Annotated in this window: 24 protein-coding genes; 10 read left to right on the top strand and 14 right to left on the bottom strand. The window is 63.2% G+C overall.

Annotated elements, in window-relative coordinates:
- The first annotated feature begins 106 nt into the window (after positions 1 to 106).
- Both OKA04_RS14740 and glnD read left to right on the top strand, forming a co-directional pair.
- A complete protein-coding gene (locus OKA04_RS14740) occupies positions 107 to 700 on the top strand; it encodes a GDSL-type esterase/lipase family protein (RefSeq protein WP_343226884.1) in 594 nt (197 codons plus the stop codon).
- Between the two features lie 47 nt (positions 701 to 747).
- Positions 748 to 3477 (top strand): [protein-PII] uridylyltransferase, encoded by a 2730-nt coding sequence (glnD, locus tag OKA04_RS14735; RefSeq protein WP_264501947.1) that lies wholly within the window; start codon positions 748 to 750, stop codon positions 3475 to 3477.
- A gap of 330 nt (positions 3478 to 3807) precedes the next feature.
- On the opposite strand, the gene OKA04_RS14730 is transcribed toward glnD, so the two are convergent.
- Positions 3808 to 4776, bottom strand: coding sequence for a hypothetical protein (locus OKA04_RS14730; protein WP_264501946.1), 969 nt, complete (start codon positions 4774 to 4776; stop codon positions 3808 to 3810).
- Positions 4777 to 4879: 103 nt separating this feature from the next.
- Between OKA04_RS14730 and OKA04_RS14725 the strand changes: the two genes are divergently transcribed.
- The 5 genes from OKA04_RS14725 to OKA04_RS14705 all read left to right on the top strand — a co-directional run bounded on the left by OKA04_RS14725 (position 4880) and on the right by OKA04_RS14705 (position 8575).
- Positions 4880 to 5251, top strand: coding sequence for a BlaI/MecI/CopY family transcriptional regulator (locus OKA04_RS14725; protein WP_264501945.1), 372 nt, complete (start codon positions 4880 to 4882; stop codon positions 5249 to 5251).
- Between the two features lie 6 nt (positions 5252 to 5257).
- Positions 5258 to 6163, top strand: coding sequence for a M56 family metallopeptidase (locus OKA04_RS14720; protein WP_264501944.1), 906 nt, complete (start codon positions 5258 to 5260; stop codon positions 6161 to 6163).
- A gap of 258 nt (positions 6164 to 6421) precedes the next feature.
- A complete protein-coding gene (locus OKA04_RS14715) occupies positions 6422 to 7168 on the top strand; it encodes an AraC family transcriptional regulator (protein ID WP_264501943.1) in 747 nt (248 codons plus the stop codon).
- Positions 7165 to 7743: a nicotinate (nicotinamide) nucleotide adenylyltransferase gene (gene nadD, locus OKA04_RS14710; protein WP_264501942.1), complete on the top strand. Its 579-nt coding sequence runs from the start codon at positions 7165 to 7167 to the stop codon at positions 7741 to 7743. The genes OKA04_RS14715 and nadD overlap by 4 nt, the downstream gene beginning before the upstream one ends.
- 61 nt (positions 7744 to 7804) lie before the next feature.
- Positions 7805 to 8575 (top strand): tetratricopeptide repeat protein, encoded by a 771-nt coding sequence (locus OKA04_RS14705; protein ID WP_264501941.1) that lies wholly within the window; start codon positions 7805 to 7807, stop codon positions 8573 to 8575.
- 7 nt (positions 8576 to 8582) lie between these two features.
- Here OKA04_RS14705 and OKA04_RS14700 read toward each other — a convergent pair whose 3' ends face one another.
- The 8 genes from OKA04_RS14700 to OKA04_RS14665 form a co-directional block, all read right to left on the bottom strand.
- Positions 8583 to 9026, bottom strand: a complete 444-nt coding sequence (locus OKA04_RS14700) for a deoxycytidylate deaminase (RefSeq protein ID WP_264501940.1) — start codon at positions 9024 to 9026, stop codon at positions 8583 to 8585.
- Positions 9027 to 9057: 31 nt separating this feature from the next.
- Positions 9058 to 10266 carry a VWA domain-containing protein gene (locus tag OKA04_RS14695; RefSeq protein WP_264501939.1) on the bottom strand — a complete coding sequence of 403 codons (1209 nt, stop codon included), beginning with the start codon at positions 10264 to 10266 and terminating at the stop codon, positions 9058 to 9060.
- The gene (locus OKA04_RS14690) at positions 10263 to 10856 is read right to left on the bottom strand and encodes an RNA polymerase sigma factor (protein WP_264501938.1); all 594 of its coding nucleotides are present in this window, start codon (positions 10854 to 10856) and stop codon (positions 10263 to 10265) included. The genes OKA04_RS14695 and OKA04_RS14690 overlap by 4 nt, the downstream gene beginning before the upstream one ends.
- Positions 10857 to 10884: 28 nt before the next feature.
- Positions 10885 to 11505 carry a redox-sensing transcriptional repressor Rex gene (locus OKA04_RS14685; protein ID WP_264501937.1) on the bottom strand — a complete coding sequence of 207 codons (621 nt, stop codon included), beginning with the start codon at positions 11503 to 11505 and terminating at the stop codon, positions 10885 to 10887.
- Positions 11506 to 11538: 33 nt separating this feature from the next.
- Positions 11539 to 12531 carry a COX15/CtaA family protein gene (locus OKA04_RS14680; RefSeq protein WP_264501936.1) on the bottom strand — a complete coding sequence of 331 codons (993 nt, stop codon included), beginning with the start codon at positions 12529 to 12531 and terminating at the stop codon, positions 11539 to 11541.
- A gap of 2 nt (positions 12532 to 12533) precedes the next feature.
- Complete coding sequence (locus tag OKA04_RS14675) at positions 12534 to 13706, bottom strand: AI-2E family transporter (protein WP_264501935.1); 1173 nt, start codon at positions 13704 to 13706, stop codon at positions 12534 to 12536.
- A 92-nt stretch (positions 13707 to 13798) separates the two neighbouring features.
- A complete protein-coding gene (locus tag OKA04_RS14670; RefSeq protein ID WP_264501934.1) occupies positions 13799 to 14815 on the bottom strand; it encodes a TIGR01777 family oxidoreductase in 1017 nt (338 codons plus the stop codon).
- A gap of 84 nt (positions 14816 to 14899) precedes the next feature.
- The gene (locus tag OKA04_RS14665) at positions 14900 to 15421 is read right to left on the bottom strand and encodes a GbsR/MarR family transcriptional regulator (RefSeq protein ID WP_264501933.1); all 522 of its coding nucleotides are present in this window, start codon (positions 15419 to 15421) and stop codon (positions 14900 to 14902) included.
- 148 nt (positions 15422 to 15569) lie between these two features.
- Between OKA04_RS14665 and OKA04_RS14660 the strand changes: the two genes are divergently transcribed.
- Positions 15570 to 16886, top strand: a complete 1317-nt coding sequence (locus OKA04_RS14660; protein ID WP_264501932.1) for an SGNH/GDSL hydrolase family protein — start codon at positions 15570 to 15572, stop codon at positions 16884 to 16886.
- 3 nt (positions 16887 to 16889) lie between these two features.
- Here the strand turns inward: OKA04_RS14660 and OKA04_RS14655 are convergent, their stop codons facing one another.
- The 5 genes from OKA04_RS14655 to OKA04_RS14635 form a co-directional block, all read right to left on the bottom strand.
- A complete protein-coding gene (locus tag OKA04_RS14655) occupies positions 16890 to 17813 on the bottom strand; it encodes a ThuA domain-containing protein (protein ID WP_264501931.1) in 924 nt (307 codons plus the stop codon).
- Positions 17814 to 17839: 26 nt separating this feature from the next.
- Positions 17840 to 19000: a Gfo/Idh/MocA family protein gene (locus OKA04_RS14650; protein ID WP_264501930.1), complete on the bottom strand. Its 1161-nt coding sequence runs from the start codon at positions 18998 to 19000 to the stop codon at positions 17840 to 17842.
- A gap of 102 nt (positions 19001 to 19102) precedes the next feature.
- The gene (locus tag OKA04_RS14645; RefSeq protein WP_264501929.1) at positions 19103 to 19297 is read right to left on the bottom strand and encodes a DUF4177 domain-containing protein; all 195 of its coding nucleotides are present in this window, start codon (positions 19295 to 19297) and stop codon (positions 19103 to 19105) included.
- A 24-nt stretch (positions 19298 to 19321) separates the two neighbouring features.
- Entirely contained in the window at positions 19322 to 20401 is a 1080-nt protein-coding gene (locus OKA04_RS14640; protein WP_264501928.1) for a Gfo/Idh/MocA family protein, read from the bottom strand.
- A 66-nt stretch (positions 20402 to 20467) separates the two neighbouring features.
- Entirely contained in the window at positions 20468 to 21520 is a 1053-nt protein-coding gene (locus OKA04_RS14635) for a sugar phosphate isomerase/epimerase family protein (protein WP_264501927.1), read from the bottom strand.
- Positions 21521 to 21674: 154 nt separating this feature from the next.
- On the opposite strand from OKA04_RS14635, the gene OKA04_RS14630 reads away from it, so the two are divergent.
- Both OKA04_RS14630 and rhaM read left to right on the top strand, forming a co-directional pair.
- Entirely contained in the window at positions 21675 to 22877 is a 1203-nt protein-coding gene (locus OKA04_RS14630; protein WP_319800617.1) for a bifunctional 3,4-dihydroxy-2-butanone-4-phosphate synthase/GTP cyclohydrolase II, read from the top strand.
- Positions 22878 to 22885: 8 nt separating this feature from the next.
- On the top strand, positions 22886 to 23200 hold the full coding sequence (rhaM, locus tag OKA04_RS14625; RefSeq protein ID WP_264501926.1) for an L-rhamnose mutarotase: 315 nt from the start codon (positions 22886 to 22888) through the stop codon (positions 23198 to 23200).
- Positions 23201 to 23312: the final 112 nt, after the last annotated feature.

Below are 23312 nucleotides of genomic sequence, written 5' to 3'. Positions count from 1 at the left end.
CAAGGCATGGTTTCCTCCTCCTTGAAGGTGTAACCCATGTCCCCGAACACCTGCTACCTATGTCCCCGGTCTATACAAGATCCCTGCCCTGCTCGATCCCGCGAAAGTGCAAGTCGTGAACCGCGCGATCGGCGGCCGTTCCTCGCGGACCTTTTTCACGGAAGGCCGCTGGGACGACATGCTGGCGACCATGAAGCCCGGGGACGTGGTGCTCGTGCAGTTCGGCCACAACGACGTCGGCCCGCTCGACGAACGCGGGAAATTCCGCGGCTCGGTCAAGGGCATCGGCATAGAAACCGAGCAGGTGACCAAGCCCGACGGCAGCGTGGAAACTGTCCGCAGCTATGGATGGTATCTCAGGCACTTCGCGCAAACGGCCAAAGCCAAGGGCGCGACCGTCGTGCTGTGCTCCCCCGTCCCGCACAGGAAATTTGCCGGCGACTGGGAGCAGTGGCGAGGCTGGGTGAAGGACTCCGCCACGGCCGAGGGCGTGCTTTACCTCGACCTCGCAGGCCTGATCGGCACGCGCTATGCCTCGATGACTCCGGAGGAAGTCGGGGCGCTCTTCGCCGACAAGGGCACTCACACGAATGCCGCCGGAGCGAAGCTCACCGCCCGCGTCGTGATCGAGGGCCTGAAAGCATTGCCCGGCAATCCTTTGGCCGACCTCTTGCCGAAAGCCGCAGGCACGCCGCCTTGACCGGGGCCTAAATCCGCGCAGTCTGCATGTAGCGGATGTCCACCCATTTGAAAACCCTTCAGGCCCATGCGAAGACGGCTCTCAAGCCCGCGGTGCAAGGCCACCTTTCCCCTGCCGAGCGCATCGCGCTCTACAAGCGCTTCCTGAAGATCGAGGAGCACCGCATCAAGCTGCGCCACCGCGCGGGTGCGGGCGGGCTGGAGATCGCGAGTGCGCGCGCCGAATTGCTCGATGTGGTGCTGCGGTCGCTCTTCGACCTCGCGCTGTCGAAGCGCAAGGAAGCGCCGGTCCTCGCGCTGGTAGCCGTGGGTGGCTACGGCCGCGGCACGCTGAATCCTTGCTCGGACATCGACCTGCTTTTCCTGCTGCCCCGCGCGTCGAACAAGCTGCCGGAAGACCTGACCTCGTTGATCCAGGAGATCCTCTACCTGATGTGGGATGTCGGCTTCAAGGTGGGCCACGCCTGCCGCTCGGTGGCCGAGTGCCTGGAGCAGGCGAAGGCCGACCAGGAGAACAAGACCGCGCTGATCGAGGCGCGGATGATCGCGGGCGACAAGAAGCTCTTCGCCGAGTTCCAGAGCCGCTTCGACAAGGAATGCCTGACGAAGGGACAGGAGGCATTCTTCGAACTCCGCCGTCAGGATCTCCGCAGCCGCCACCAGAAGTATTCCAAGACCGTCTTCCTCCAGGAGCCGAACGTGAAGGAAGGCTGCGGGGGGATGCGCGACTATCACAACATCCGCTGGGTGACCCGGGTGAAGCGGGGCAGCACCGACCTGCGCGACCTGGTGGACGGCCGCCTGCTCACGGCGCGCGCGCTCCGGAACATCGAGGCCGCGTATGACTTCCTCAATCGCGTCCGCAACGAACTGCACTATCAGGCGGGCCGCGCGAGCGACCAGCTCACGCTGCGGTTACAAGGCGTGGTGGCCACGAATTTCAACTACCCGCAGCGCAGCATCCTCCGCCGCACGGAGGCTTTCATGCGCGACTACTACCTGCACACGCGCTCGCTCTACCAACACACGGGATCGCTGATGGAGGCCTTCGAGCTGGAGCAGGAAGAGACCACCGTGACCGGCCTAAGATCCTTCCTCATGCTGCGGACGAAGAAGCGCGAAGAATTCGACGGATTCATCGCTCGCGAAGGCCGCATCTACCCGGTGAACAACGACATCTTCAACGATGATCCGAACCGGCTGATGCGTCTCTTCCAACACACGCAGGTCCGCGGGCTGAGGCTGAGCCCGCACATGCGGAAGCTGATCAAGGCGCACCGCGACGCGATCGACCGGCCCTTCCGCTATTCGAAGGCGAACCGCGAGACCTTCCAGGGCATCCTCGAGCGAAAGGGCGATGTCTCCCGCACGCTGCGGCAGATGCATCGCGTCGGCTTCCTCGGGCGCTACCTGCCGGAGTTCGGCGCGCTGGATTGCCTGGTCCAGCACGAGTTCTTCCACCGCTACACGGCCGACGAGCACACGCTGCGCTGCATCGAGGAACTCGACGCGCTGGTCGGCAACGAGGAGCCGAAGAAAGCGATCTACCGCCGTCTTCTCCATGAAGCGGAGGACCCCTACGCACTCTATCTCGCGCTGATCCTGCACGACACGGGCCGCGCCGAGAATGTCCGCGAGCACATCGACGGCTCGGCGATGCTGGCGTCCCGCCTCTGCAATCGCCTGCAGGTCCACGGAGCGCGCCGCGCTCTGATCATGTATCTGGTGGACCACCACCTCACCTTCTGGCGCTTCGCCACCACGCGGAATATCGAGGACCCGGACGTGGTCTCCGAATTCGCCCGCATCGTCAAAACGACCGAGCGTCTCGACCTGCTGATGCTCTTCACCTACGCCGACTCGAACGGGACGAACTCCGAGGCATGGTCGAGCTGGAAGGAAACGCTGATGCTCCAGCTCCACTCCAGCACGCGTCGCTTCCTCAAGGAGGGCAAGGAGCGCTACGCCGCCTCCATCCGCACCGAGAAGAAGGCGCTGAAGGACGAGGTGAAATCCGAGCTGAAGGACGAGGATGCCGAATCCGTGGATGAGCACTTCCGCCGCATGCCGGAGGCCTACTTCCGCTTCCGCGAGGCGGACTCCGTCGCCGCCCACGTGAAGGCGGTGATGAAGCTGGGACCGAAGGCCGAGGAGGCGAATTTCGAATGCTCGCTGCAGTGGCTCGACAGCCCGGAAAAGGGCTACACCGAGCTGGTCATCGCCACCCACGACCGCCCGCTGCTGCTGGAAAAGATCTGCTGCGCGCTCGCCTCGGAGGAGCTGAACATCCTGGCCGCAGACTTCTTCACCCGGACAGACGGCATCGTGCTGGATATCTTTCGAGTCTGCACCACGAACTTCGAGCCGGTGTCCGATCTCTCCCTGCGCAAGCGCCTGTCCACCACGCTCCGCGAGGTAGGCCTGCTGGAGAAATACGAGCACGCCCGCTACTTCCGCCGGAAGCCGAACCTGCTCCGGCCGAAGGACGACCACGGGATGCAATTCCCGGTGCGCGCCTACATCTCGAATAACCTGCACCCGGCATTCACCGCGATCGAGGTACAGGCGGTGGACCGTATCGGCCTGCTGCACGACCTGTTCCACGCGATCAATACCCACGGGCTGAACACCGCCAACGCACGGATTTCGACCGAAAAGGGTGCCGCGATGGACACGATCTACATCACCACGCGCGATGGGAAGAAAGTGGCGGACGACGCACTTTTGAGCCGGCTTCAGGACAGCATCGAGGACCTTATCGGCAAAAAGGATCAATAAATCATCGCTTCAAGCGGTCGCTTGAGGCGATTTGTGAATGGCTGTGAACAAGTTTCTTCGCCCGCTGCCATTTCTTCCTAGCTAAAAACAGGTCGTGGGACATTTTCCACCAACCTGAGCGGAATCCATTTCGGATACCGTTTCAGCACGCGGGAAACCCAAGCGCCGCATTATCTTAATTGGCAAGTTCCGGGGGGAGCTTCCGATCAAGGGCAGGCCGTGCGGATTTCCGCGAAAAACCAGAAAAGGCGTGAGTCGGAATCCGGGGGGACTACGGCTCACGCCTTTCTCGTGTCCGGAGGCATGGACGCCGCCGCGGTTACCGGGAAATCAGGGTGCCTTCGTGAAGGGCCGGGCGTTGAGGCGGTCATTCACTTCCTGCGGCATCCAGGTCCAAGGATCGACGCCCTTTTCCGTGAAGACGGCCAGGCCGATAACACCGACATTCCGGTGATCGCCATGCGCGAGATTCGCATAGGAACCCGCGACGGTGGAGAAGCGGAAACGAGCGACCGTCTCGGGACTGGTGCGCCAGCCCTTCACCTCCAGCGTTTCATTCGGATCGATGATGTAGCCGCGCTTGGCGAAGGAAGCTTTCTTGCCGTCCATCACATCGAGGCCGTCCACGCTGAGCACGACCTCGAGGCGGCTCTTGCAGCGGTTTTTGAGGACGATGGAGTAGTGGCCATCGTTTTTGCCGACCACGAAGCGCCGTTGGTCGCTGGTCCACGTCTTATAGGTGGGCAGATAGCGGAAGCCACCTTTGATCCCCCACTCCAGCTTTTCGCCGGCGGCGGTCTCGAGCGGGCTCATCTTCCACTTTGAGCCGGTCATTGCATCGATGCCCTCGCGATTGTTGTAGAAGACGACACCGGTGCCGTCCGGCTTCGAGGACTCGCGGGTGAATGACTTGTTATACCACGGGGAGACCACGGAATCCCCGAAGGCGGTGGCGAGACCGGGACGCTCTTCGGCGGCCTTTTGCCTCGGCTTTGATTCGCGCGTGGCGGCTGGCTTGGGGTCGTTCAGGATGGCATCGATGCTGTTGCGGTTGACCGCACCCAGACCGCTTCGATTGCCCGCGGTCACGATGTTCGAGACGTCAGTGGAAGGTTCTGCCGGAATGTCGGGAATGGTCACATTCGGCAAAGCTCCGATGAAGTCCTGATTTGATCTACCCGGCGGACCATATGGTGCTTGAGGCGCACATGCGGATAACCACAGCGCTGCCAGCGTGGGGGTGAAGAAGAAACCACCGGCCCGCAGACGGGACCACATCGACTTAGCGTTCCATTTCATGGTGCTGGAAAAACAGCACTTCGGGATTCCGCGGTCAATTCCTTTGTGCTGTTTTTTCAACATTTAAATTGCAGCTTTTCCAGCAGGATCGTATGACCCTGTCATGAGCAATGCGGAAAGTCTGGCAAAGCGGGAGCGGCAGGTCATGGACATTCTCTATCGCCGCGGTGAAGCCACGGCGCAGGAGGTGATGGAAGACATGCCGGAGCCGCCGACCTACTCGGCCGTGCGGGCGCTGCTGGCCACGATGATGGAGAAGGGCTTGGTCGAGTATCGCAAGGACTCGCGCCGCTACATCTACCGCCCCGCGGTGCCGGAGAAGAAGGCAAAGCGCTCGGCGCTGAAGCAACTGCTCTCCACCTTCTTCGACGGCAAGCCGGAGAAGCTGGTGGCGGCGCTGCTCGATCCGAAGGACCAGCAGCTCAGCACCGAGGAAATCGAGCGGATCCGCACCCTCATCGACAAGAAGGACTGACCCGCCATGCTCCCCACCGCCATCGCCTTTTCGCTGATCTCCGCCGCAGTCGTGTGGTTCGCCGGGCGGCGGGATGAGGCGCGTGATCCGCGGCTCACATTGATGGCGCTGGGTCTGCTGGCGGTGTTTCCCCTGCTCTTTTTCCTGCCGGAGTGGCGGGTGCTGCCCCCTGCCGACGGCACCCGGAGCGATGCCCCGGACCTGATCTCATGGCTGCCGTGGATATGGGGCACAGGCGTGCTGCTCTTCTCCACACGATTGTTCGCAGCCCTCGTGGCGCTGCATCGCTGGCGGAAGAACTCGGAGAGAATCGAGGTGCGCGAGGCCGGGGAAGCGCTTGTCGATATCCGGCTGCTGGAAGGCATCTCGGGACCAGTCGCAGCCGGGATTTTCAAGCCCGTCGTCTTCGTCCCCGCGGCGTGGCGCGAGTGGCCACAGGAGACCCGCGACGCGGTGCTCGCGCACGAAATCAAGCATCACCGGCGACGCGATCCCCTACTTCGGGCGATCGGCGCCGTGGCCTGCACACTCCATTGGTTCAATCCGCTGGTGTGGTGGATGGCCCGCCGCCTCGCCGACCAGTGCGAATTTGCCTGCGATGAGGAAGTGCTGGCAGACGGCATGGGGCCGGAGCGTTACGCGAATGTCCTCTGCGATCTCGCGGCCTCCACACGTTCACCTGCCACCACGCTCGCGATGGCTCACGAAAGCGGGCTGGAGGCGCGGGTGAAGCGCATGTTTTCCAAGGTGCCGAAAGGTTCGCGGGCCGCGCTATCGGCCTTGCTGGTGCTCACCAGTCTCACGGCCCTAGGCTTGGCAGTGATCCGACGCGCCGATCCGCCACCGAAGCCCGCGATCCCCGTAGAGGAAATTCAGATCCGCCTGAGCGCGGACCCATTTCCCGGCAACTAACAGATTATCAGAACCGTGCAAAACGGAACTGAGGTCGGCTCTCATTAGGAATTTTTCGTAGGTGACGATTCCGTGCTGGCCAATAGGGGGGAAATCGGACAGGTTGCTCCCCGTAAGGGATAGTTGCACAGCCCCCAGGCAACTGGGACCACGGCCCCCGGACACTGGAACGGTTCCCCCCTCTAGTGTCCGGGGGCTTCCCATTTCCGGGCCTGATCCCCCTTGCTTGCCGGGGAAGGCAGGTTTTAATCCGCGGACATGGCGATCGACACAGGCTTCATCGGGAAAGTGGACTCACCGCGTTTTTGCGAGCGGTTGTTTGCCGTCCTGCCCGACGTGATGTTTTGCCTGAAGGACACCGACCGCTGCTACCGGGCACTCAACCAGGGATTCGCCGACCGCACCGGCATCAAGGACGCACGGCGGCTGATCGGGCGGCGTGCCGAGGACTTCTTCCCTCGTGCGCTGGCCGAGGTCTATCGCGAGCAGGACGAGGAGGTGCTGGAAGGTGGACGCGAAATCGTTGACCAACTGGAGCTTTCCCTGAACCGCGACGGCAGCCAGGGTTGGTATCTCGCGACCAAGGTGCCGCTGCACGACCGCGATGGAAAGATCATCGGCCTGGCCTCCGTTTCCCGCGACCTGCGGGCTCCCCGCGAGGGTGACGCCGAGCTGGCGGGCATCGCCAAGGTAGTCGAGCACGTGCGCGACCATCTGGACGACCCGCTCCGGGCTGCGGAGCTTGCGGCGATCGCGAAGCTCACGCCGACCCAGCTTGAGAGGCGGATGCGCCGCGTCTTCCAACTCAGCACCACGCAGTTCGTGAGAAAGGCCCGCATCGGCCACGCGGCCAAGCTGCTGGCGGAAACGCCGATGGCCATCGCCGACGTCGCACTGGAGTGCGGCTATGGCGACCAGACCGCGCTCACCCGGCAATTCCGCAGCATGGTGGGCATGCCCCCGGCGGCCTACCGGGATCACATGAAAAAGCGCGGCATGGCATGAGCACGCCGCGCCGCATCGCGCTTTTCGGCGGCACCTTCGACCCGATCCATCAGGGGCATGTCGAGATCGCCTTGCGGGCAAAGGAACTGCTGGATCTGGATCAGGTCCGCTTTTTCCCCTGCCATACCTCCCCGCACAAGCTGGGCTTGACCAGCGCGCCCGCGGGAGACCGGCTGGAAATGGCCCGCCTCGCAACCCGCGACCTGCCGTGGGCCGTGGTCGATGACTTCGACCTGAGCCGTCCCCCGCCCTCCTACTCGTATGAGACCGCGGAGGAAATGACCCGCCGCTTCCCCGATGCCCGTCTCTTCTGGCTGATGGGGGCAGACCAATGGCGGGCCCTGCCGCGCTGGAAGGAACCGGAGAGACTTGCCGGGCTGGTGGAGTTCATCGTCTTCGCCCGCGATGGCGAGCCGGCCCCTCACCCCGGATGGACGATGCATTTCCTGACCGGAACGCACCCCGCCTCTGCTACGGCGATCCGCGAAGCTGCGGCAGATGGACGAGAAGAGCTGCCATGGCTGGATGCGGAAGTCGCGCGCTACATCAGGGAGCGGGGACTTTACGCCCGCTGAAAAACCCCGGCTTGCACGGTCATCCGCCACTGCCTAGCTTGCGGCTAAGAATTCCCCTGCCATGAAATCCATCGCGACTTTCCTTTGCTGCCTCGTCCCGCTTGCCGCCGTGAATGGTCAAGAGGCCCAGGCACCCACGAAAAAAGAGGTCCCAGCCTTCATGGTAGAATTCTCCAATCTTCCGAAAGAGGATCGCGAGAAATTCGAGATCGCTCTGGCCGAAGCCCAGAAGCTTTTCAACCAGAAGCGGGTTTTCGAAGCCATCGTGAAGGCAGAAGAGGCGTCCAAGATCTTCAAGGACCGGCCGGAAATCCATAACATCCTGGGTGCCTGCCAGGTCGAGTTCCGCAACTTCGACAAGGCGATGGAGCACTTCAAGGAGGCGGACAGGCTCGCTCCGAACGAATCCAGCATCGTCTTCAACATTGCCGAGCTGGACTTCGTCACCAAGAACTGGGAATCCGCCGAAAAGAATCTGGAGAAGGTGCTGACCCTCGTTTCGAAGGCTTCCGGTCAGGAGGACCTGCAAGTCGCCCGCTTGGTCGAGTTCAAGCTCCTGCTTTGCAAGCTGAAGCTCGACAAGAAGGCCGAGGCGGTCTCGATGTCGAAGAAATACGATTACCTCGATGATTCCCCATATCCGTATTTCGCAGACGCGGCGATTGCCTTCTCCGAGGGCCGGGAAGTGGACGCCGAGGGCGAAATGGCCCGTGCCGTGCGCATCTTCCAGAACCCCGCCCTGCTCGCCGCATGGCAGGACACGATGATGGAATACGGCTACATCAAGGGCTTCTTCGGCGGCGACGTCGCCGAGCCGGCTGCCGCAAAGTAAGGATCCCTCAGGCCACCGGCCCCACCGTGCCATCGAACGGCGTGAACTCGACCTGCTCGAGCTTCACGCTATAGAGGCGGGCGATTTCCGGGGCATCGGAGGCGTGATAGATGTCACGGTAGTAGATCTCCTTGATGCCATAGGCGCACAGGGTCTGCATGCAGGCCGTGCAGGGCATGGTCGTGGTGGCGATGATCTTGGCCTCACCGCGGCGGAAGAGGCTGCAGAGATTCACCTCGGCGTGGAGCATGAATTTCTGCCGGGCCTCGCGGTCGTCCCAAAATCCGGGAGGAGCATTGAATCCCGGAGCGAGGCCATTGTAGGCCGTGCCGATCACGCGGTTGTCGAAATCGAGCGCTGCGGCACCCACCTTCCGGTACGGGTCTTCCGAGCGCATGCTGGCCACATGGGCCAGCGCCATGGCGTATTCGGGGATGCTGATGCGGGACACGGCACGACTCAAGTCAGCCCGTGCCCGCTCGTCAACGTCCCGAGGAAGCGATGTCGAGGGCTTTGCCCACAAGCTGCCGGATTTCGGCGGACCGCGGGTCAGGATTCTCCTCCGCAGCGACCAGAATCCTGCGCAGCCGGGTGTCATCGACCCCCTCGCCCCGCAGCCAGATGCCAAAAGCCGCGACCAGCCCGGCCTGCTCAAGGCTCGGTGCCTTCGTCTCCACGGCGGGGATACGGCGGCTGCGGCCATCCGCAGCGACGACCAAGTCGCCGACTTCTTCTCCTGCGGCAGAGGTCAGCTCGATGAGGACCAAGGTGCGATTGCCTGCGGGCAGGGTCGAGGGCACGGACGCCGCTCCACCTGTCGATGCAAGCACACGGACCAGCCCGCCGCGCGAACCGGCCGCCGGACGGAAGGCCCACGAAACACGCCGCGCCTGATTCGACTCATTGGCGATCTGGACGCCCACCAGACGTCCCTCGCCCGTCAGTCGCGAGGGCATCGAGACGCAGGCGACTTTCAGGCCAGCGAAGGACTCCGTCTCCTCTTCCGGCGGAAGCGGGAAAGCATTGGCAAGCTCCTCGATGCGAACGGCTTCCTTCGGCGGAAGCTGGTTCTTTTCCTGAATCCAGCCGCGCACCCAGTCATAGCTCGACCGCCCGACGACGAGCGGCAGATCGATGTCCGCGGCCTGATTCATCGGTGTCGCGGGGAGCTTTGCGGCGTCCGGAAGCTTCACATGGGAAAAGTCCGCCAAAGCAGTGCTGGAAGCGTCATCGATCCCGTGGACATGGCGGGAGCCGCCTTGGGCATCACCCTTGCCAACTGTCGGTCGGATGGAAGGGGCATCGCCAGCCTCCGGTGGTGAAAGCTTCGCCATTCCGGAATCAGCACCCCTCTCCTGCCCCATCTGGGAGGCGAGAAAAACGCCGAGGGTGATGACAGCAGCCGTGGCAAGCAGCGCATGCCACTGCTGGAATCCCGCCTTTTTCTTCGGCGCGGGAAACTCGATGACCGTGCTGCGACCCGCCTGACGGACCGCCTCGCGCTGCTCGGGACGGAGCGACGGTGCCGCAAAGGTGCCGCCGAGAAAATCGCACACGCCCTGCAACTCGGTCACGGCTGCCTGCAACTGCGGATCGGCAGCCACAGCAGAGGCCACAGCATCGGCTTCGTCGGCCGGGAGTTCGCCGAGCACCCAGGCGCTCAGGCGGGGATCATCGGGATGGAGATTCATGGTTCGAGAAGTTCGGAGGGGAGGAGTTCGCGCAGCCGCTTGAGGCCGGCATGGATGAGAAAGCCGATGTTGCCACTCGTCAGCCCGGTGGCCTCGCTGATTTCCTGATAACTGAGCCCGTCGCGGAATTTCATCAGAATGACGGTCTTTTGATTCTCGGTCAGGCGATCGAGATAGCGCATCACCGAGGCGATCCGCTCGGATTGGTCGAGCGAGTCATCCGGCGACGGGGCCTCGGTGGCGCGGCGCTTGAGCAGGTCGTCATCCAGCGGGCTGACGCGGGATTCCTTCCGCAGCACGTCGAGCGCCCGGTTGCGGCAGACGGTGAAAAGCCACGTCTTCAGGCCGTCCTTCACCTTTGCCACATCCTGCTGGCAGAGGCGGATGAAGGTGTCCTGGACGATGTCGCGTGCCCGCTCGAGGTCGTGGACGAAGCCGTAGGCATATCCGACGAGCGGCGACTCATACTCGGCCAGCGCGCGTTCGACGAATTCTTCCCGGGTCTCCACCATGCCACTTGAGGCATCGCGCGACGGCGTGCCACCGGGGGAAACGGATGGCTCCGGATTATCTTGGGAAAAATTCGCCATTATCCCTCGGGCCGGAGATTACACCCGGTCAGCGCACGAAGAAACTGAGATGCTCCAGTTCGAGCGCGAGATCGACGTTGTTCACCACGACATCCTCGGGCACCTCCAGCACCACCGGGGAGAAATTCAGGATGCCCTGGATGCCGGCGACGACGAGCCGGTTCGCCACGGCCTGCGCGAAGCCGGCCGGGACGCAGAGGATGGCGAGCTTCACGCCTTCCGCCTGGACGAATGTCTCGATCTCGTGGTCACCCCTGACCGGGATGCCGATACCGCGGCGGATCGCCCCCTCGGGATCGGCGTCGAAGGCGCAGACCACCTCGAAGCCCTCCTTCTGGAAGCCCTGGTAGCGCAAAAGCGCCGAGCCGAGATTACCCGCACCCACGAGCACCACCGGCTGGAGTCGCTCCCGGCCCAGCAGGTCGCGGATCATCGAGGCCAGCGTCTCCACCGGATAGCCGAGGCCGCGCGTACCGAACTGGCCGAAGTAGGCGAGGTCCTTGCGGAGCTGTGCGGGCTTCACCCCTGCCGCCTTCGCAAGCGCGGTGGAACTCACCGTTTCCTGAGCGTTGTCATGCAGACGCTGGAGGCAACGGTGGTAGATCGAAAGGCGGTAGATGGCCTTTTTGGGGATATCGATCTTTTCCACGCGGGCGGAGGAAACGCAGGGATTGTCCCCGGGTCAAGCCCGGGTGCTCGGGCGGAAGGTCCCGCAGAACCACAACATCACCAATGCCAGGAGCACCGCCGACAGGCCGAGATGGGCGACCTGGACCACCGGATGGATCTCCACCCGGGCCATGATCAGCCCCAGAACCATCTGGCCCAGCACCACCGCCAGCACGCCGGTGACCACGCGCCCGGGACCACCGACCTGCTTCGCGCGCCACCAGCCGAAGACCGCAGCAGCGAGAATCACCCAGGAAAAGCTGCGGTGGATAAGGTAACTCCATGTGTGCTCCAAAATCCCGATCCACTCCGACCGGTCGAGGCCCGCGTGCGATTTCGCGAGCTCCGTATTCATCTCACGGATGCGGGTTCCGAAGACTCCCTCGACGAAGATCAGCACGAGCAACAACCCGGAGAGCCAGCGCATGCCGGTGCGGAAGCGGTCGTCGCCCTTGATCGTCCACGGACGATCCGCCCCCCGCCACGCGGTGTAGGTCATGGGGATGACCACCATCATGGCCAGTGCCATGTGGACGGTCAGCACGCCCGGCTTGAGATCGCTGGAAACCACCTGCGCCCCCATCCAGGCATTCACCCCGACGAGGAAAACCGAGGTGAAGGCCGCCAGCGGCACCGATGGCCGACGCCTCTGGCGAAGCAACGCGAGCGCCAGCGTGGACATCGAGAAGAAGCCTACCGGCAACGAGGACAGCCGGTTGATGAACTCCGTCCACGTGTGGACCGGATTGAAATTCTCCAGCAGGTGCTCTGGCGTGACGGTGGATAGATCCCGACCGTGACGAACGGCAGCCCGCTCGAACTTCTTGAAGTCGATCTTCGACAGGTCGATCTCCTCGATTTTCGTCGGCGGGATAAGGCGGCCCCAGCAGCGTGGCCAATCCGGGCAGCCCATTCCTGCCCCGCTGACACGGACGATCGCGCCGACGCAGATCAGGAAGATCACGGCGACCAGCGCGGCAGTGGCGGACTTCTGAAACAGAGACATGATCAATTCCCGCCGGGCAGCTTCGCCGTATCGCTGGTCGCGGCTACGGAGTCATTCGCCACGTCCGGCGGCGCCCCCTCAGTCTTGCGCGGCTCTTGGCCGATCGCCACGGCGACCCAGCGGAACTCGTCGCTATTATCCAGGATCACCTTCAGGATCATGGTGAGCGGCACTGCCAGCACGATGCCGATGAGGCCCCACAGCCAGCCCCAGAAGAGCACGCAAAGCACGACCACGAGGATGGAAAGGCCGAAGCGCTTCCCGAGCAGGGTCGGCTGCACGAAATTGTCGAGGAACATGTTGATCAGCCCGTAGCCGCCCGCAACCACGATGGCATTCGTCGTCCCTCCGTCCTTGGCGATCAGTGCCAGGAGGATGGGCGGGACCGAGGCGATCAGCGAGCCGACCGCCGGGATGAAATTCATCACAAAGGCAAGGATGCCCCACAGCAGGAAGAAATCGATGCCCGCCACCCAGCAGAGGATGCCTGCCAGCACGCCGGTCGCGAGACTGATGACCGTCTTGATGCCCAGATAGCGCTGAGTATCAAGCATGGCACCCGACAGGCGCTCGAAATTCGGTCCGCGGGCTGCGCGGATGGCACCGAAGCGACGGCTGAATCCCTGTGCCTCGGAGAGCATGAAGATGGTCAGCACGATCACCACGCCGAAGGTCGCGAAGAACGTCAGCACCCGTCCGACGACGCCCGTGCTGACCGTCCAGATCTGGGCGAACTTCACGTTCTTCAGCTCGGCGAGATTCTCGTTGGTGAAGGTATTCAGCTTCTCCACCGCGTCCTCGACGCCCCACTCGTCGAGCTTGCTGGCGATCGCGCCGTTGGCTTCGAGGATCTTCGCTTTCGCGAGCTCATAGTACTCGGCATCCCACTTCTCCTGCAGGTCGCCCACGATGGTCACCCCCAGCACCACCACGGCGGCGAGGAAGGCGAAATCGACCAGTACCGTGAAGACCACCGAGACGGCGGGCGGCACCTTGTGCCGCTGGAGCCAGCCCGTGATCGGGTAGCTGATGGTGGCGATGAAGAAGGCCAAGAAGACCGGGACAAAGAACGCCTGGGCGGCCTTCAGACCGGCCACGCCGATCACCAGTGCGGCAAAGAGCAGCACCATCTGCGAGGCACGCGGTTTTCTGGGGGTGATTCCGTGTTCCGACATCCGGTTTGGAGATCAGACTAGAAGACAACCTGACGTTTCACAAAGCATTCCTCTGTGAAAAATCAGGGAGTCCATGGGGAAATCCCCCACCCTCAGCGGCTTCCTGCAGCGATCTTTTTTCCCGGCGTCCAGACGCGCACTCCGGCGGAGCGGCGGTCGGGCTGATGGAAGAATCCCTCAAGGCCGTAGCGCCCCTCCAGATCGGCCAGGGCGGTGTCCAGCTTCGGCCAGCGCCAGCGGAATCCTTCCTGCCGGAGCCTGAGCGGATCGGCCCAGCGGCTTTTCAGCACCAGCTCGGTCTCGGTCTTCATGACACGCGCTCCGATCTCCAGCATCCAGCGGGAAGCAGGCAGGCCGAAGGGTGCACCCTGCTGCTCGCGGAAGGCCTGCATCAGCTCGCGATTCGTCGGATGCTCCGGCGCGGCGATATTGTAAACCCCGTCGCGCCAAGGCTCAGCGGCGATGAACTCGATCGCCGAGATGAAGTCGTCCATGTGGATCCAGCTCACGCGCTGGTTCCCCGCGTCCATCCGGCCACCGAGGCCGCGACGCGTGAGGTGCCGCAGCACCTCGAAGACGGTGCCGTCTTCATAAGCCATTACCATGCTGGTGCGGAGCGCCACCTTGCGAGTCGCCCCGGGGACCTGTGCGGCGAAAAAAGCCTCTTCCCAAGCCTGTGCCACGCCGACCGAGAATCCGGTCCCGGGCTCGCCGGTCCACTCGTCCTGCGGGCAGTCCTCCGCGTGGCGGTAGAGGGTGGCGGTGCTGGAATTCATCCACAGCTTCGGCGGCACTTTGCAGGCAGCTATGGCCTCCCCGATGACATGCGTGGAAGCGACACGCGAGTCCATGATTTCGCGGCGGTTCCGCTCGTCGTAGCGGCAGTTCACACTGCGCCCGGCGAGATTGATCACCCGCTCGGCTCCCTCCAGTGCGAGTGCCCACGGGCCGAGGGTCTTGCCATCCCACTCCAGGAACATCCCGTCCCCGCTCCATCCGTCGCGGCTCCTGGCAACGCACACCACCTCGCGGCCTTGAAGTTGGTAATACCGCGCCAAGTAGCGGCCTAGGAAGCCATTCGCTCCGAACAGCACGATCTGAGGATTCATATGCGCCTCGCTTTCCTTTCGATTTTTCTAAGTTCCTTTCCTTTCGGAAAATTCTGAAAATTGATTTCAAAAAATAGTCCCGCCCTACCCCAGCAGCTTGGCAGCAAGTTGGATGGCGAAGCCGTGCTTCATGGCCCCCACCTTGTCCGCCACCTTTGAAGCGAAGCCGACAAACTCCTCCAACTGCTGCATCTGGGCATAGAAGGCCTTTCCTTCCGCGGACCGGAGGTCGCGGGTGGTCTCGGAGCAATGCTGGAGCACGCCGAGCGCAGGCTGGATCTCGCGCTTCTTTCGCTCGCGGGCGACGATGGTGAAGATCTGCCACACGTCTTTCTCTGCCTCGAAGTATTCGCGGCGTTCGCCCTTTTTCACCACGATCCGGACAAGGCCCCAAGCCACCAGTTCCTTGAGGTTCGTGTGGGCATTGCCGCGGCTGATCTGGAGCTCGGCCATCACCTCATCGGTGTCCACCGCCTCCGGAGCGGTCATGAGAAACGCATGGATCTGCGCCATCGTGCGATTGATCCCCCACTGCGACCCCATCGCGCCCCACTGGGCCACGAACTCGTCGCGAGCTTGTTTCAGGATCGCCGCCTCGTCGCTCATCTCGTTTTCAGTATTTACTGAAAATTCGGGGACTCAAGCGGAAACTTCGCATTTCCCCTCACTGCCCCTTCCATCACTTGGCAAGCAGCAGAACGGGTCTAGCGTGGAAGGTCCGGTTGATATTCCCCTGCACCTGAAGATGAATGGCATGCTTTCCATCACCCTGTCCGCCCTGCTGGGACTGACCGGGACCGCGATCTCCGCCCCGCTCCGTATCATGGCGATCGGCGACAGCATGACGGAGGAGTATGCCTACGAACTCCCCTTCTCCGCTCCGGCATCTGCCCCGACGAATGCGAACACGCGGAGCTGGCCGGAACTGCTGAGGGTGTATCGCCCCACGGAGGCAAGCCTCGGCCCGCTGGAGGCGACCGGTGGTGCCTACGGCGATCTCCGCAATGCCGGGCACGAGTGGAACTTCGGCATCCCCGGGATGACGACGCGGAACTGGATCCAGTTGCTCGCCGCGGACGATCCGTTCGACTTTTCCACCGACCCGCTGGAGATGCTCTACTATCGCACGCGGCAGAGCCTCATCGACGAGTTGCAGGTGGCCGAGGTCGTGGTGATCCTGCTGGGGGCAAATGACCTGAAGCAGGAATACAACGACATCTTCAATAACACCGAGCCGGCGAACCTTTTCACCGGCATCAAGAACCGGATCACGAAGATCCACCAATTCGTCCGGGAGCGCCGGCCCAACCTGCCCATCGTGGTCTGCACGGTGCCCGACGTGGGAGCGACACCGCAGATCTCCGGGACCTACTCGGACCCGGTGAAGCGGTCGAGCACGCGGACGAAGATCGCCGGTCTCAATGCCTCGATCATCACATGGGCGGATGCGACGCCGCTCACCGGCGTTGCACGGCTCGACCGGCTGACAGACCGGCTCTTCGACGAGCAGCCCTTTCACGTGAATGGCACCGTCTTCACGCCGGAAGGGCATCCGGAAAACCTGCCGACGAGGATCTTTTGCCGCGACAACTTCCACATTGCGACCATGGCCCAGGCCCTCCTCGCCAATGAGATCATGGTGACGATCAATGCGGAGCTTGGCACCAGCCTCACGCCATTCGCCAACCGCGAGATCCTGAAAAACCTGCTCGGCCTAGAACCCGACCAACCCTACCTGACGTGGGCCACCGGGCTGGCGGATGCAGGCATGGACGCCGACCCGGATGGTGATGGCATTCCGAATCTCGCGGAATTTGCCCTCGGAAGCGCCCCGGGCACACCGGGCCGGGCATTCACCGGAAGCTACGCGCCCGGCAAGACGTTGTCGTGGAAACCCGATCCGGTCGCGCTGCGCTTCGCCAACCTGATCCCCGAAGAATCCACGGATCTCTCCACGTGGACGCCGGTACCTGCCGCCCGTCCACAGACGGCGGGCGACGGAACCGTGTCCGTGACGCCCGCCGCGGGATCGAAGGGCTTTGTCAGGCTGCGTGCCGCGACAAAGCTGTGAGGGTCACTTGTCCACCTTCACCTTGAAGTCGCCGAGAGCCCACTGGATGCCGGCGAGGTAGTGGCTGAGGATGGTCGGGTGCCAGTACATCTCGTGATTGTGGCCGATGGAGCAGTAGAAGACGCGGCCCTTGCCCCATGAATGCGCCCACGCCACGCCGAAGTCGCCATCGGTGCGCTTGATGCCGCCGATCTTCATGTCGGTCTTCTCGGTGTCGAGGCGCAGCAGCATGTGATACTTCTTCGAGTCGTAGGGAGCCTTGAACTGATAGATCTCCTCCTTGAACTCGACATTCTTTCCATCGAACATGGCCACCAGCGGGTGCTTCTCCTGACCCGGCTCGACCTTGATCGAGACGTCATTGCCCGCGCCCCATGGATGGCCGTCGAAGAAACCGCCAACCATCTCGCCATACTCGGCCCAGTCGTAGAAGGTGTCCGTGGCGGCGTGGATGCCGACGAAGCCCTTCCCGCCCTTCACGAAGTCCATGAGGCTCTTCTTGAGGACCTCGACTTGCTCGAGCGCCTCCTTGCGCCGCTCATCGCTGAGGCCCTTCAACACGTCCTGCGGCGGCATGAAGGGGTCCATCGTGGTGCTGAGGAAGACGATGGCGTCGAATTGATCGATGGTCTTCGGCTCGAAGTTCGACAGGTCGTCGCTGACCACCGTCTCGAAGGCCCCGGTCTTCTTGCCCAGCTCGGTGAGAGCCAGCTTTCCGGTCGGGATCGACTGGTGGCGGAAGCCTGCGGTCTTCGAGAAGACAAGCACCTTGCGGGTTTTCTCAGGCTTGGCGAAGGCCTTCTCGGGCAGCGCCTTGGCGATCGCCTCGGCGGCTCCTGGAGGTACCTGTTCTTGGTTTTCGCCTGCGGCCACGAGGAAAAACGCGGCGGCAGCCCCGACGAGCGGGAGGAAAAGGGTCGGTTTCATGGAGTGGGAGATGATTGCAGGTGCTCTTACGCGCCGGGCTTCGTCCAAGCTGCATTGTTTTTCGAGGAAGCCACGGCCGCCTCGATGAATGCCATGCCGGCGACGCCGTCCTCGACGGTCGGGAAGTCGTAGCCTTCCGCACGCGGGAACTTGCCCTCGACCTCGTCACGGATCGCTTCGCCCGCGGCGAGGTAGGTATTCGCGAAGGCCTCGATGAAGGCCTCCGGGTGGCCGAAGGGCAGGCGCGTGAAAGCGGCAGCCTCCGGGCCATTGTATGAATTGCCGCGGCGCCAGATCTCGCGGGGCTTGCCGAGCCACTTCACCACGAGTTCGTTCGGATGCTCCTGATGCCACTCGATGGATCCCTCGGTGCCATAGACGCGGATGTTCAGGTTGTTCTCTTCACCGGTGGAGACCTGCGAGGCGAAGAGGATGCCCTTCACGCCGTTCTGATAGCGGACGAGGATATTACCGTCGTCATCGAGCTGGCGACCGGGGATGAAGGTCGTGAGTTCCGCGGCGAGTTCCTCGATCTCCAGCCCGGTGATGTAGCGGGCGAGATTCTCCGCGTGCGAGCCGATGTCACCGATGCAGTTCGAGATGCCGGAGACATTCGGGTCCATGCGCCAGTTCGCGATCGCGCCGTCGGCGGCTTCCTTGAAGGCGCTGGAGCCGTAGCCCTGCGGATACTCCGCCACGATCTTGAGCAGCTTGCCGAGCTTGCCCGCCTTCACCATCGCGCGGGCTTCCTTCACCATCGGGTAGCCGGTGTAGTTGTGGGTCAGGGCGAAGACCTTGCCGGACGACTTCACCACGTCCACGAAGTCCTTTGCCTCGGCGAGCGAGATCGCCAGCGGCTTGTCGCAGATGACATTGATGCCCGCCTTCAGGAAAGCGGTGGCCACCGGGACGTGCAGGTTGTTGCGGACGACGATCGAGACGAAGTCGATGCGCTGGTCCGCGGGCAGGGCGGCTTCCTTCTGCGCCATCTCCTCGTAGGAGGTGTAAACGCGGGCGGGATCGAGATAGAGATCCTCGCCGGAAAGGCGGCTCTTCTCAGGATCGGACGAGAAACAACCGGCGACGAGCTCGATCTTGCCGTCGAGATTTGCCGCCATGCGGTGGACGGCGCCGATGAAGGCACCGCGGCCGCCACCGACCATGCCCATGCGGAGTTTTCGATTCATGTGGAGTGAAGTCTGGAGTCGCACGGAGATCGATGAAACTCCGGTCGGTGAAGATGGAATGATTTATCAAATAGGGATATGCCGGAAACCCACGGCATCCCCTCAGGGAGAAAGGCCGGTCGTTTCCCTCACGAAGACGCAGAGGACAACATTCCCTTCGCCTCGCCAGACATGAATGGCGGAGGTGGAAAAGAGTTCCCACCCCGCCTTCTGCATGTCGTTCAAGTACTGGTCGAATTTGTCCGTATCGACCTGCCCGCCCCTGATGGGCCACTGCGAGGTCTTGTACTCTTTCATGAAGGAAACGACCGGTTGGTCAGATCAGACGGCCACCGGTGCGCCGGACTCAGCCGAGGCGTAGATGGCGTCGATGATCTTCATCAGCTTGAGCGCCTGGTCGGGCGTATTGAGCGGTTCGGCGGTGCCTTCGATCGCCTGGATGAAGTTCGCGGCGGAGGCGCTGCGGCCCATGTCCTCACAGGCTTCGGTGACGATGCTGCGGTTCACGGAGCAGCCGTTTTCCTGCACGTAGAGTTCGCAGGTATCGATCGCGGTCTCGTCGATGCCGTCGCGGCCGAAGAGACGCTCGACCTTGCCACCGGCCTTCGAGCCCTGGAAGACGACGGACACTTCCTCGCGCTTGATCATCTCCGCCCAGGAGACTTGGAGCGAGAGGACCTGGCCGGTCTTGAAGGTGACGAAGCCATGGGCAGCGGCCTCGACGTCATTGACGCCATCGGCACGGTCCGGGATGCCCCACGGGCCCTTGAAGCCCTTGTCGGTGATGTGGTCGTTGAAGGTCTGCGCGAGGACGTGGGACGGCTCCGGGTAGTCCATGAAATACAGCGCGAGGTCGATCATGTGCAGCAGGTCGATGACCGGGCCGCCGCCGGAGAGCGCCTTCGTGGTGAACCAACCGCCGAAGCCCGGGATGCCGGTGCGGCGGATCCACTTGGCCTGCGCGGAGTTGATCTTGCCCACGGTGCCGTCGGCCGCGTAGTTCTTCATCGCGATGGACTCGGGACGCGCGCGGTTGTTGAAGTTGAACATCAGCTTCTTCCCGGCGGCATTCGCGGCGTCGATCATCTCCTGCACCTCGGCGGCATTGAGCGCCGGGGGCTTCTCGGAGAAGACGTGCTTGCCCGCCTGAAGGCACTGGATGGCCAGCGGCTTGTGGAACTTGTTCGGCACGATGATCGACACGGCGTCGATGTCCGCCTTGGCGAGCATGTCTTCGACGCTCTCGTACGCGCCTTCGATATTCCACAGCTTGGCGGCGCGCTCGGCGGCACCCGGTGCGGCGTCCGCCACGGCGGCGACGGTGGCTCCTGCCTTGCGGAATCCTTCCGCGTGATAGCGCAGCATGCCGCCGGCTCCGATGACTCCTACTTTGATGGACATGATCTTTTGTGGGGAAAGGGAAAGAGAGATTGCCAGTGAGGCTTGCGGCAAGATGCCGCAGCCACGTTATTGGTTCGATTTGTCGAAGGCCGCGTCGAAGGCGACGGTGTTGCGCGGGAAATCGAGGCCCTTGATGAAGGCACAGCTCTCGGTGGCACCGTGGAAGCGGTCCATGCGGCCGTCTTCCCACTCGATGGAGAGCGGGCCATTGTAGCCGGTGTCGTTGAGAGCGACGATGACTTCCTCGAAATTGATGTCGCCGCGGCCGACGCTGCGGAAATCCCAGTAGCGGCGGGCATCGCAGAAATCCGTGTGGCCGCCGAAGACGCCGACCTCGCCGGTGCCGTGGCCCCACCAGACGTCCTTCATGTGGGCGTGATGGATGCGCTCGGAGAACTGGTAGATGAACTTCACGTAGTCCACGCCCTGGTAGCCGAGGTGGCTCGGGTCGTAGTTGAAGCCGAAACGCTTGTGGCCGCCGACGGCGTCGATGGCGCGCTGGGCGGAGACGATGTCGAAGGCGATCTCGGTCGGGTGGACCTCGAGGGCGAAGAAGACGTCTTCCTTGTCAAAGGCGTCGAGGATCGGCTTGAAGCGGTTCCCGAAGTCGTCGAAGCCCTTCTGGATGTATTCCTGGCTGGTCGGCGGGAAGGCGTAGAGCGCGCCCCAGATCGAGGAGCCGGTGAAGCCGTTCACGACGGTCTTGCCGGAACCCGCGGCCTTCGTGGCCATGTATTCCTTGCCGACGTCGAAGAACTTCCGGGCGGCCTTGGCCGTGTCGATCAGCTCCTGGGCGGCGCGCTGGCGCACGCCTTCCGGATCGCCATCGCCCCAGACGTAGTCCGGCAGGATGGACTTGTGGCGCTCGTCGATGAGGTCACAGATTGCCTGGCCGACGAGGTGGTTGGAGAGTGCGTAGCAGGCGAGGCCGTGCTTTTTCAGCAGTTCCCAGCGGCCTTCGATGTAGCCGGGCTCATTGAGCGCCTTCTGGACGTCGAAGTGATCGCCCCAGCAGGCCAGCTCGACCCCGTCGAAGCCCATGGCCTTGACCTTGGGAAAAAGCTCTTCCGCGGGAATGTCGGCCCACTGGCCGGTAAAAAGGGTAACGGGTCTGGACATAGGCGTCGGTAGGATGGTGCGGGGAGATTGGCGAAGGCCTTTCAGGGGAGGAAAGGGAAAATCCCCGCCGGAGTGAAAATTGCGCCATGATCCGGCCTCCTCCCCGCCCGACCCCTTGACCTGCGGCCCGGCGCGGATGAGTCTCCCCGCGCCCATGGCCACCCCGCTCATTTTCAGCCCTGTCGAGGAAATCATCGCCGACATCGCCGCCGGCCGCATCGTGATCGTGGCGGACGACCCGGATCGGGAGAATGAGGCGGACCTCATTGCCGCGGCCTCGCTGTGCACGCCGGAGACGATTTCCTTCATGGCGGTCCACGCCCGCGGCCTGATCTGCGCGCCCATCACCCTGGAGCGCGCGGAAGAGCTTGAGCTGCAACAGATGACCCGCCGCAACCGGGAGGTGCTGCGCACGGCTTTCACCGTCTCGGTGGACGCCGCGAAGGGGGTCACGACGGGTATTTCCGCCGCTGACCGGGCGCTGACAGTGCAGTTGCTGGCGGACGGAAAGGCGACGGCTGACGACTTCGTCCAGCCGGGCCATATTTTCCCCATTCAGGCACGGGACGGCGGCGTGCTGCGCCGAGCCGGGCATACCGAGGCTGCCGTGGACCTGGCCCGCCTCGCCGGACTGCCACCCGCCGGGGTGATCTGTGAGATCATGCACGAGGACGGCACCATGGGACGGGTCGGCGATCTGGGAGAATACCAGCAGACCCACTCGCTGAAGGCCTGCACCATCGCCCAGATCATCCAGTGGCGTCGCCGCTCCGAGAAGCTCGTGGTGCGCGAGGAGACGATCAAGCTGCCGACCGACCACGGGGATTTCGATTGCCACCTCTACCGCGTGGAGACGGATGGCTCGCACCACCTCGCGCTGAGCCGCGGGCCGATCAGCCCGGACACGCCGACGCTCGTCCGCGTCCACTCCGAGTGCCTGACCGGCGATGTCTTCCTCTCCCAACGCTGCGACTGCGGCGGCCAGCTCGATGCGGCCATGGAGCACATTTCGAAGGAGGGCGGCGTGCTGCTCTACCTCCGCCAGGAAGGCCGCGGCATCGGCCTCGCGGCGAAGATCCACGCCTACAAGCTGCAGGAGCAGGGATTCGACACCATCGAGGCGAATGAGAAGCTCGGCTTCCCCTCCGACCTGCGCGACTACGGGATGGGTGCCCAGATCCTTTGCGATCTCGGCGTGAAGAAGATCCGCCTGCTGACGAACAATCCGAAGAAGGTCGTGGGCCTGGAAGGCTACGGGCTCGAGATCGTGGAGCAGCTTCCGATCCGACTGCCGGAGAACCAACACAATGCCCGCTACCTGGCCACCAAGCGCGAGCGCATGGGCCACCACCTCTGAAGAAGGACATGATCCGCAAGGCCTTCATGATGTCGGTGAATGCCGGCTCGGAAGACGAATACCAGCGCCGCCACAGCCCCATCTGGGAAGATCTGGCCGCGGTGCTGAAGGATCACGGCGTGCATAACTACTCGATCTTCCTCGATCCGGAGACACGGCGTCTCTTCGGATATGCGGAGGTCGAAAGCGAGGAGCGCTGGGAAGCCATCGGACGCACCGAGGTCTGCCAGCGCTGGTGGAAGCAGATGACCGACGTGATGCCGGTGAACGCAGACGACTCACCGGTATCGGCACCGCTGCGCGAGGTGTTCCATCTGGCGTGACGCGGTCTTGTTGTTAGGTCGCGCATTCGTTTCGTCCGGGAGTTTTCCGGAATGCGTTGTATAGTGGCGATAAGTCGCAACCAGCGCCCGTCGCTTTTTCGCAAATTCCCTG

Origin of the sequence: Luteolibacter flavescens, assembly GCF_025950085.1 — a bacterium.
Lineage (GTDB): Bacteria > Verrucomicrobiota > Verrucomicrobiia > Verrucomicrobiales > Akkermansiaceae > Haloferula > Haloferula flavescens.
This window is presented reverse-complemented; position numbering and strand designations above follow the sequence as displayed.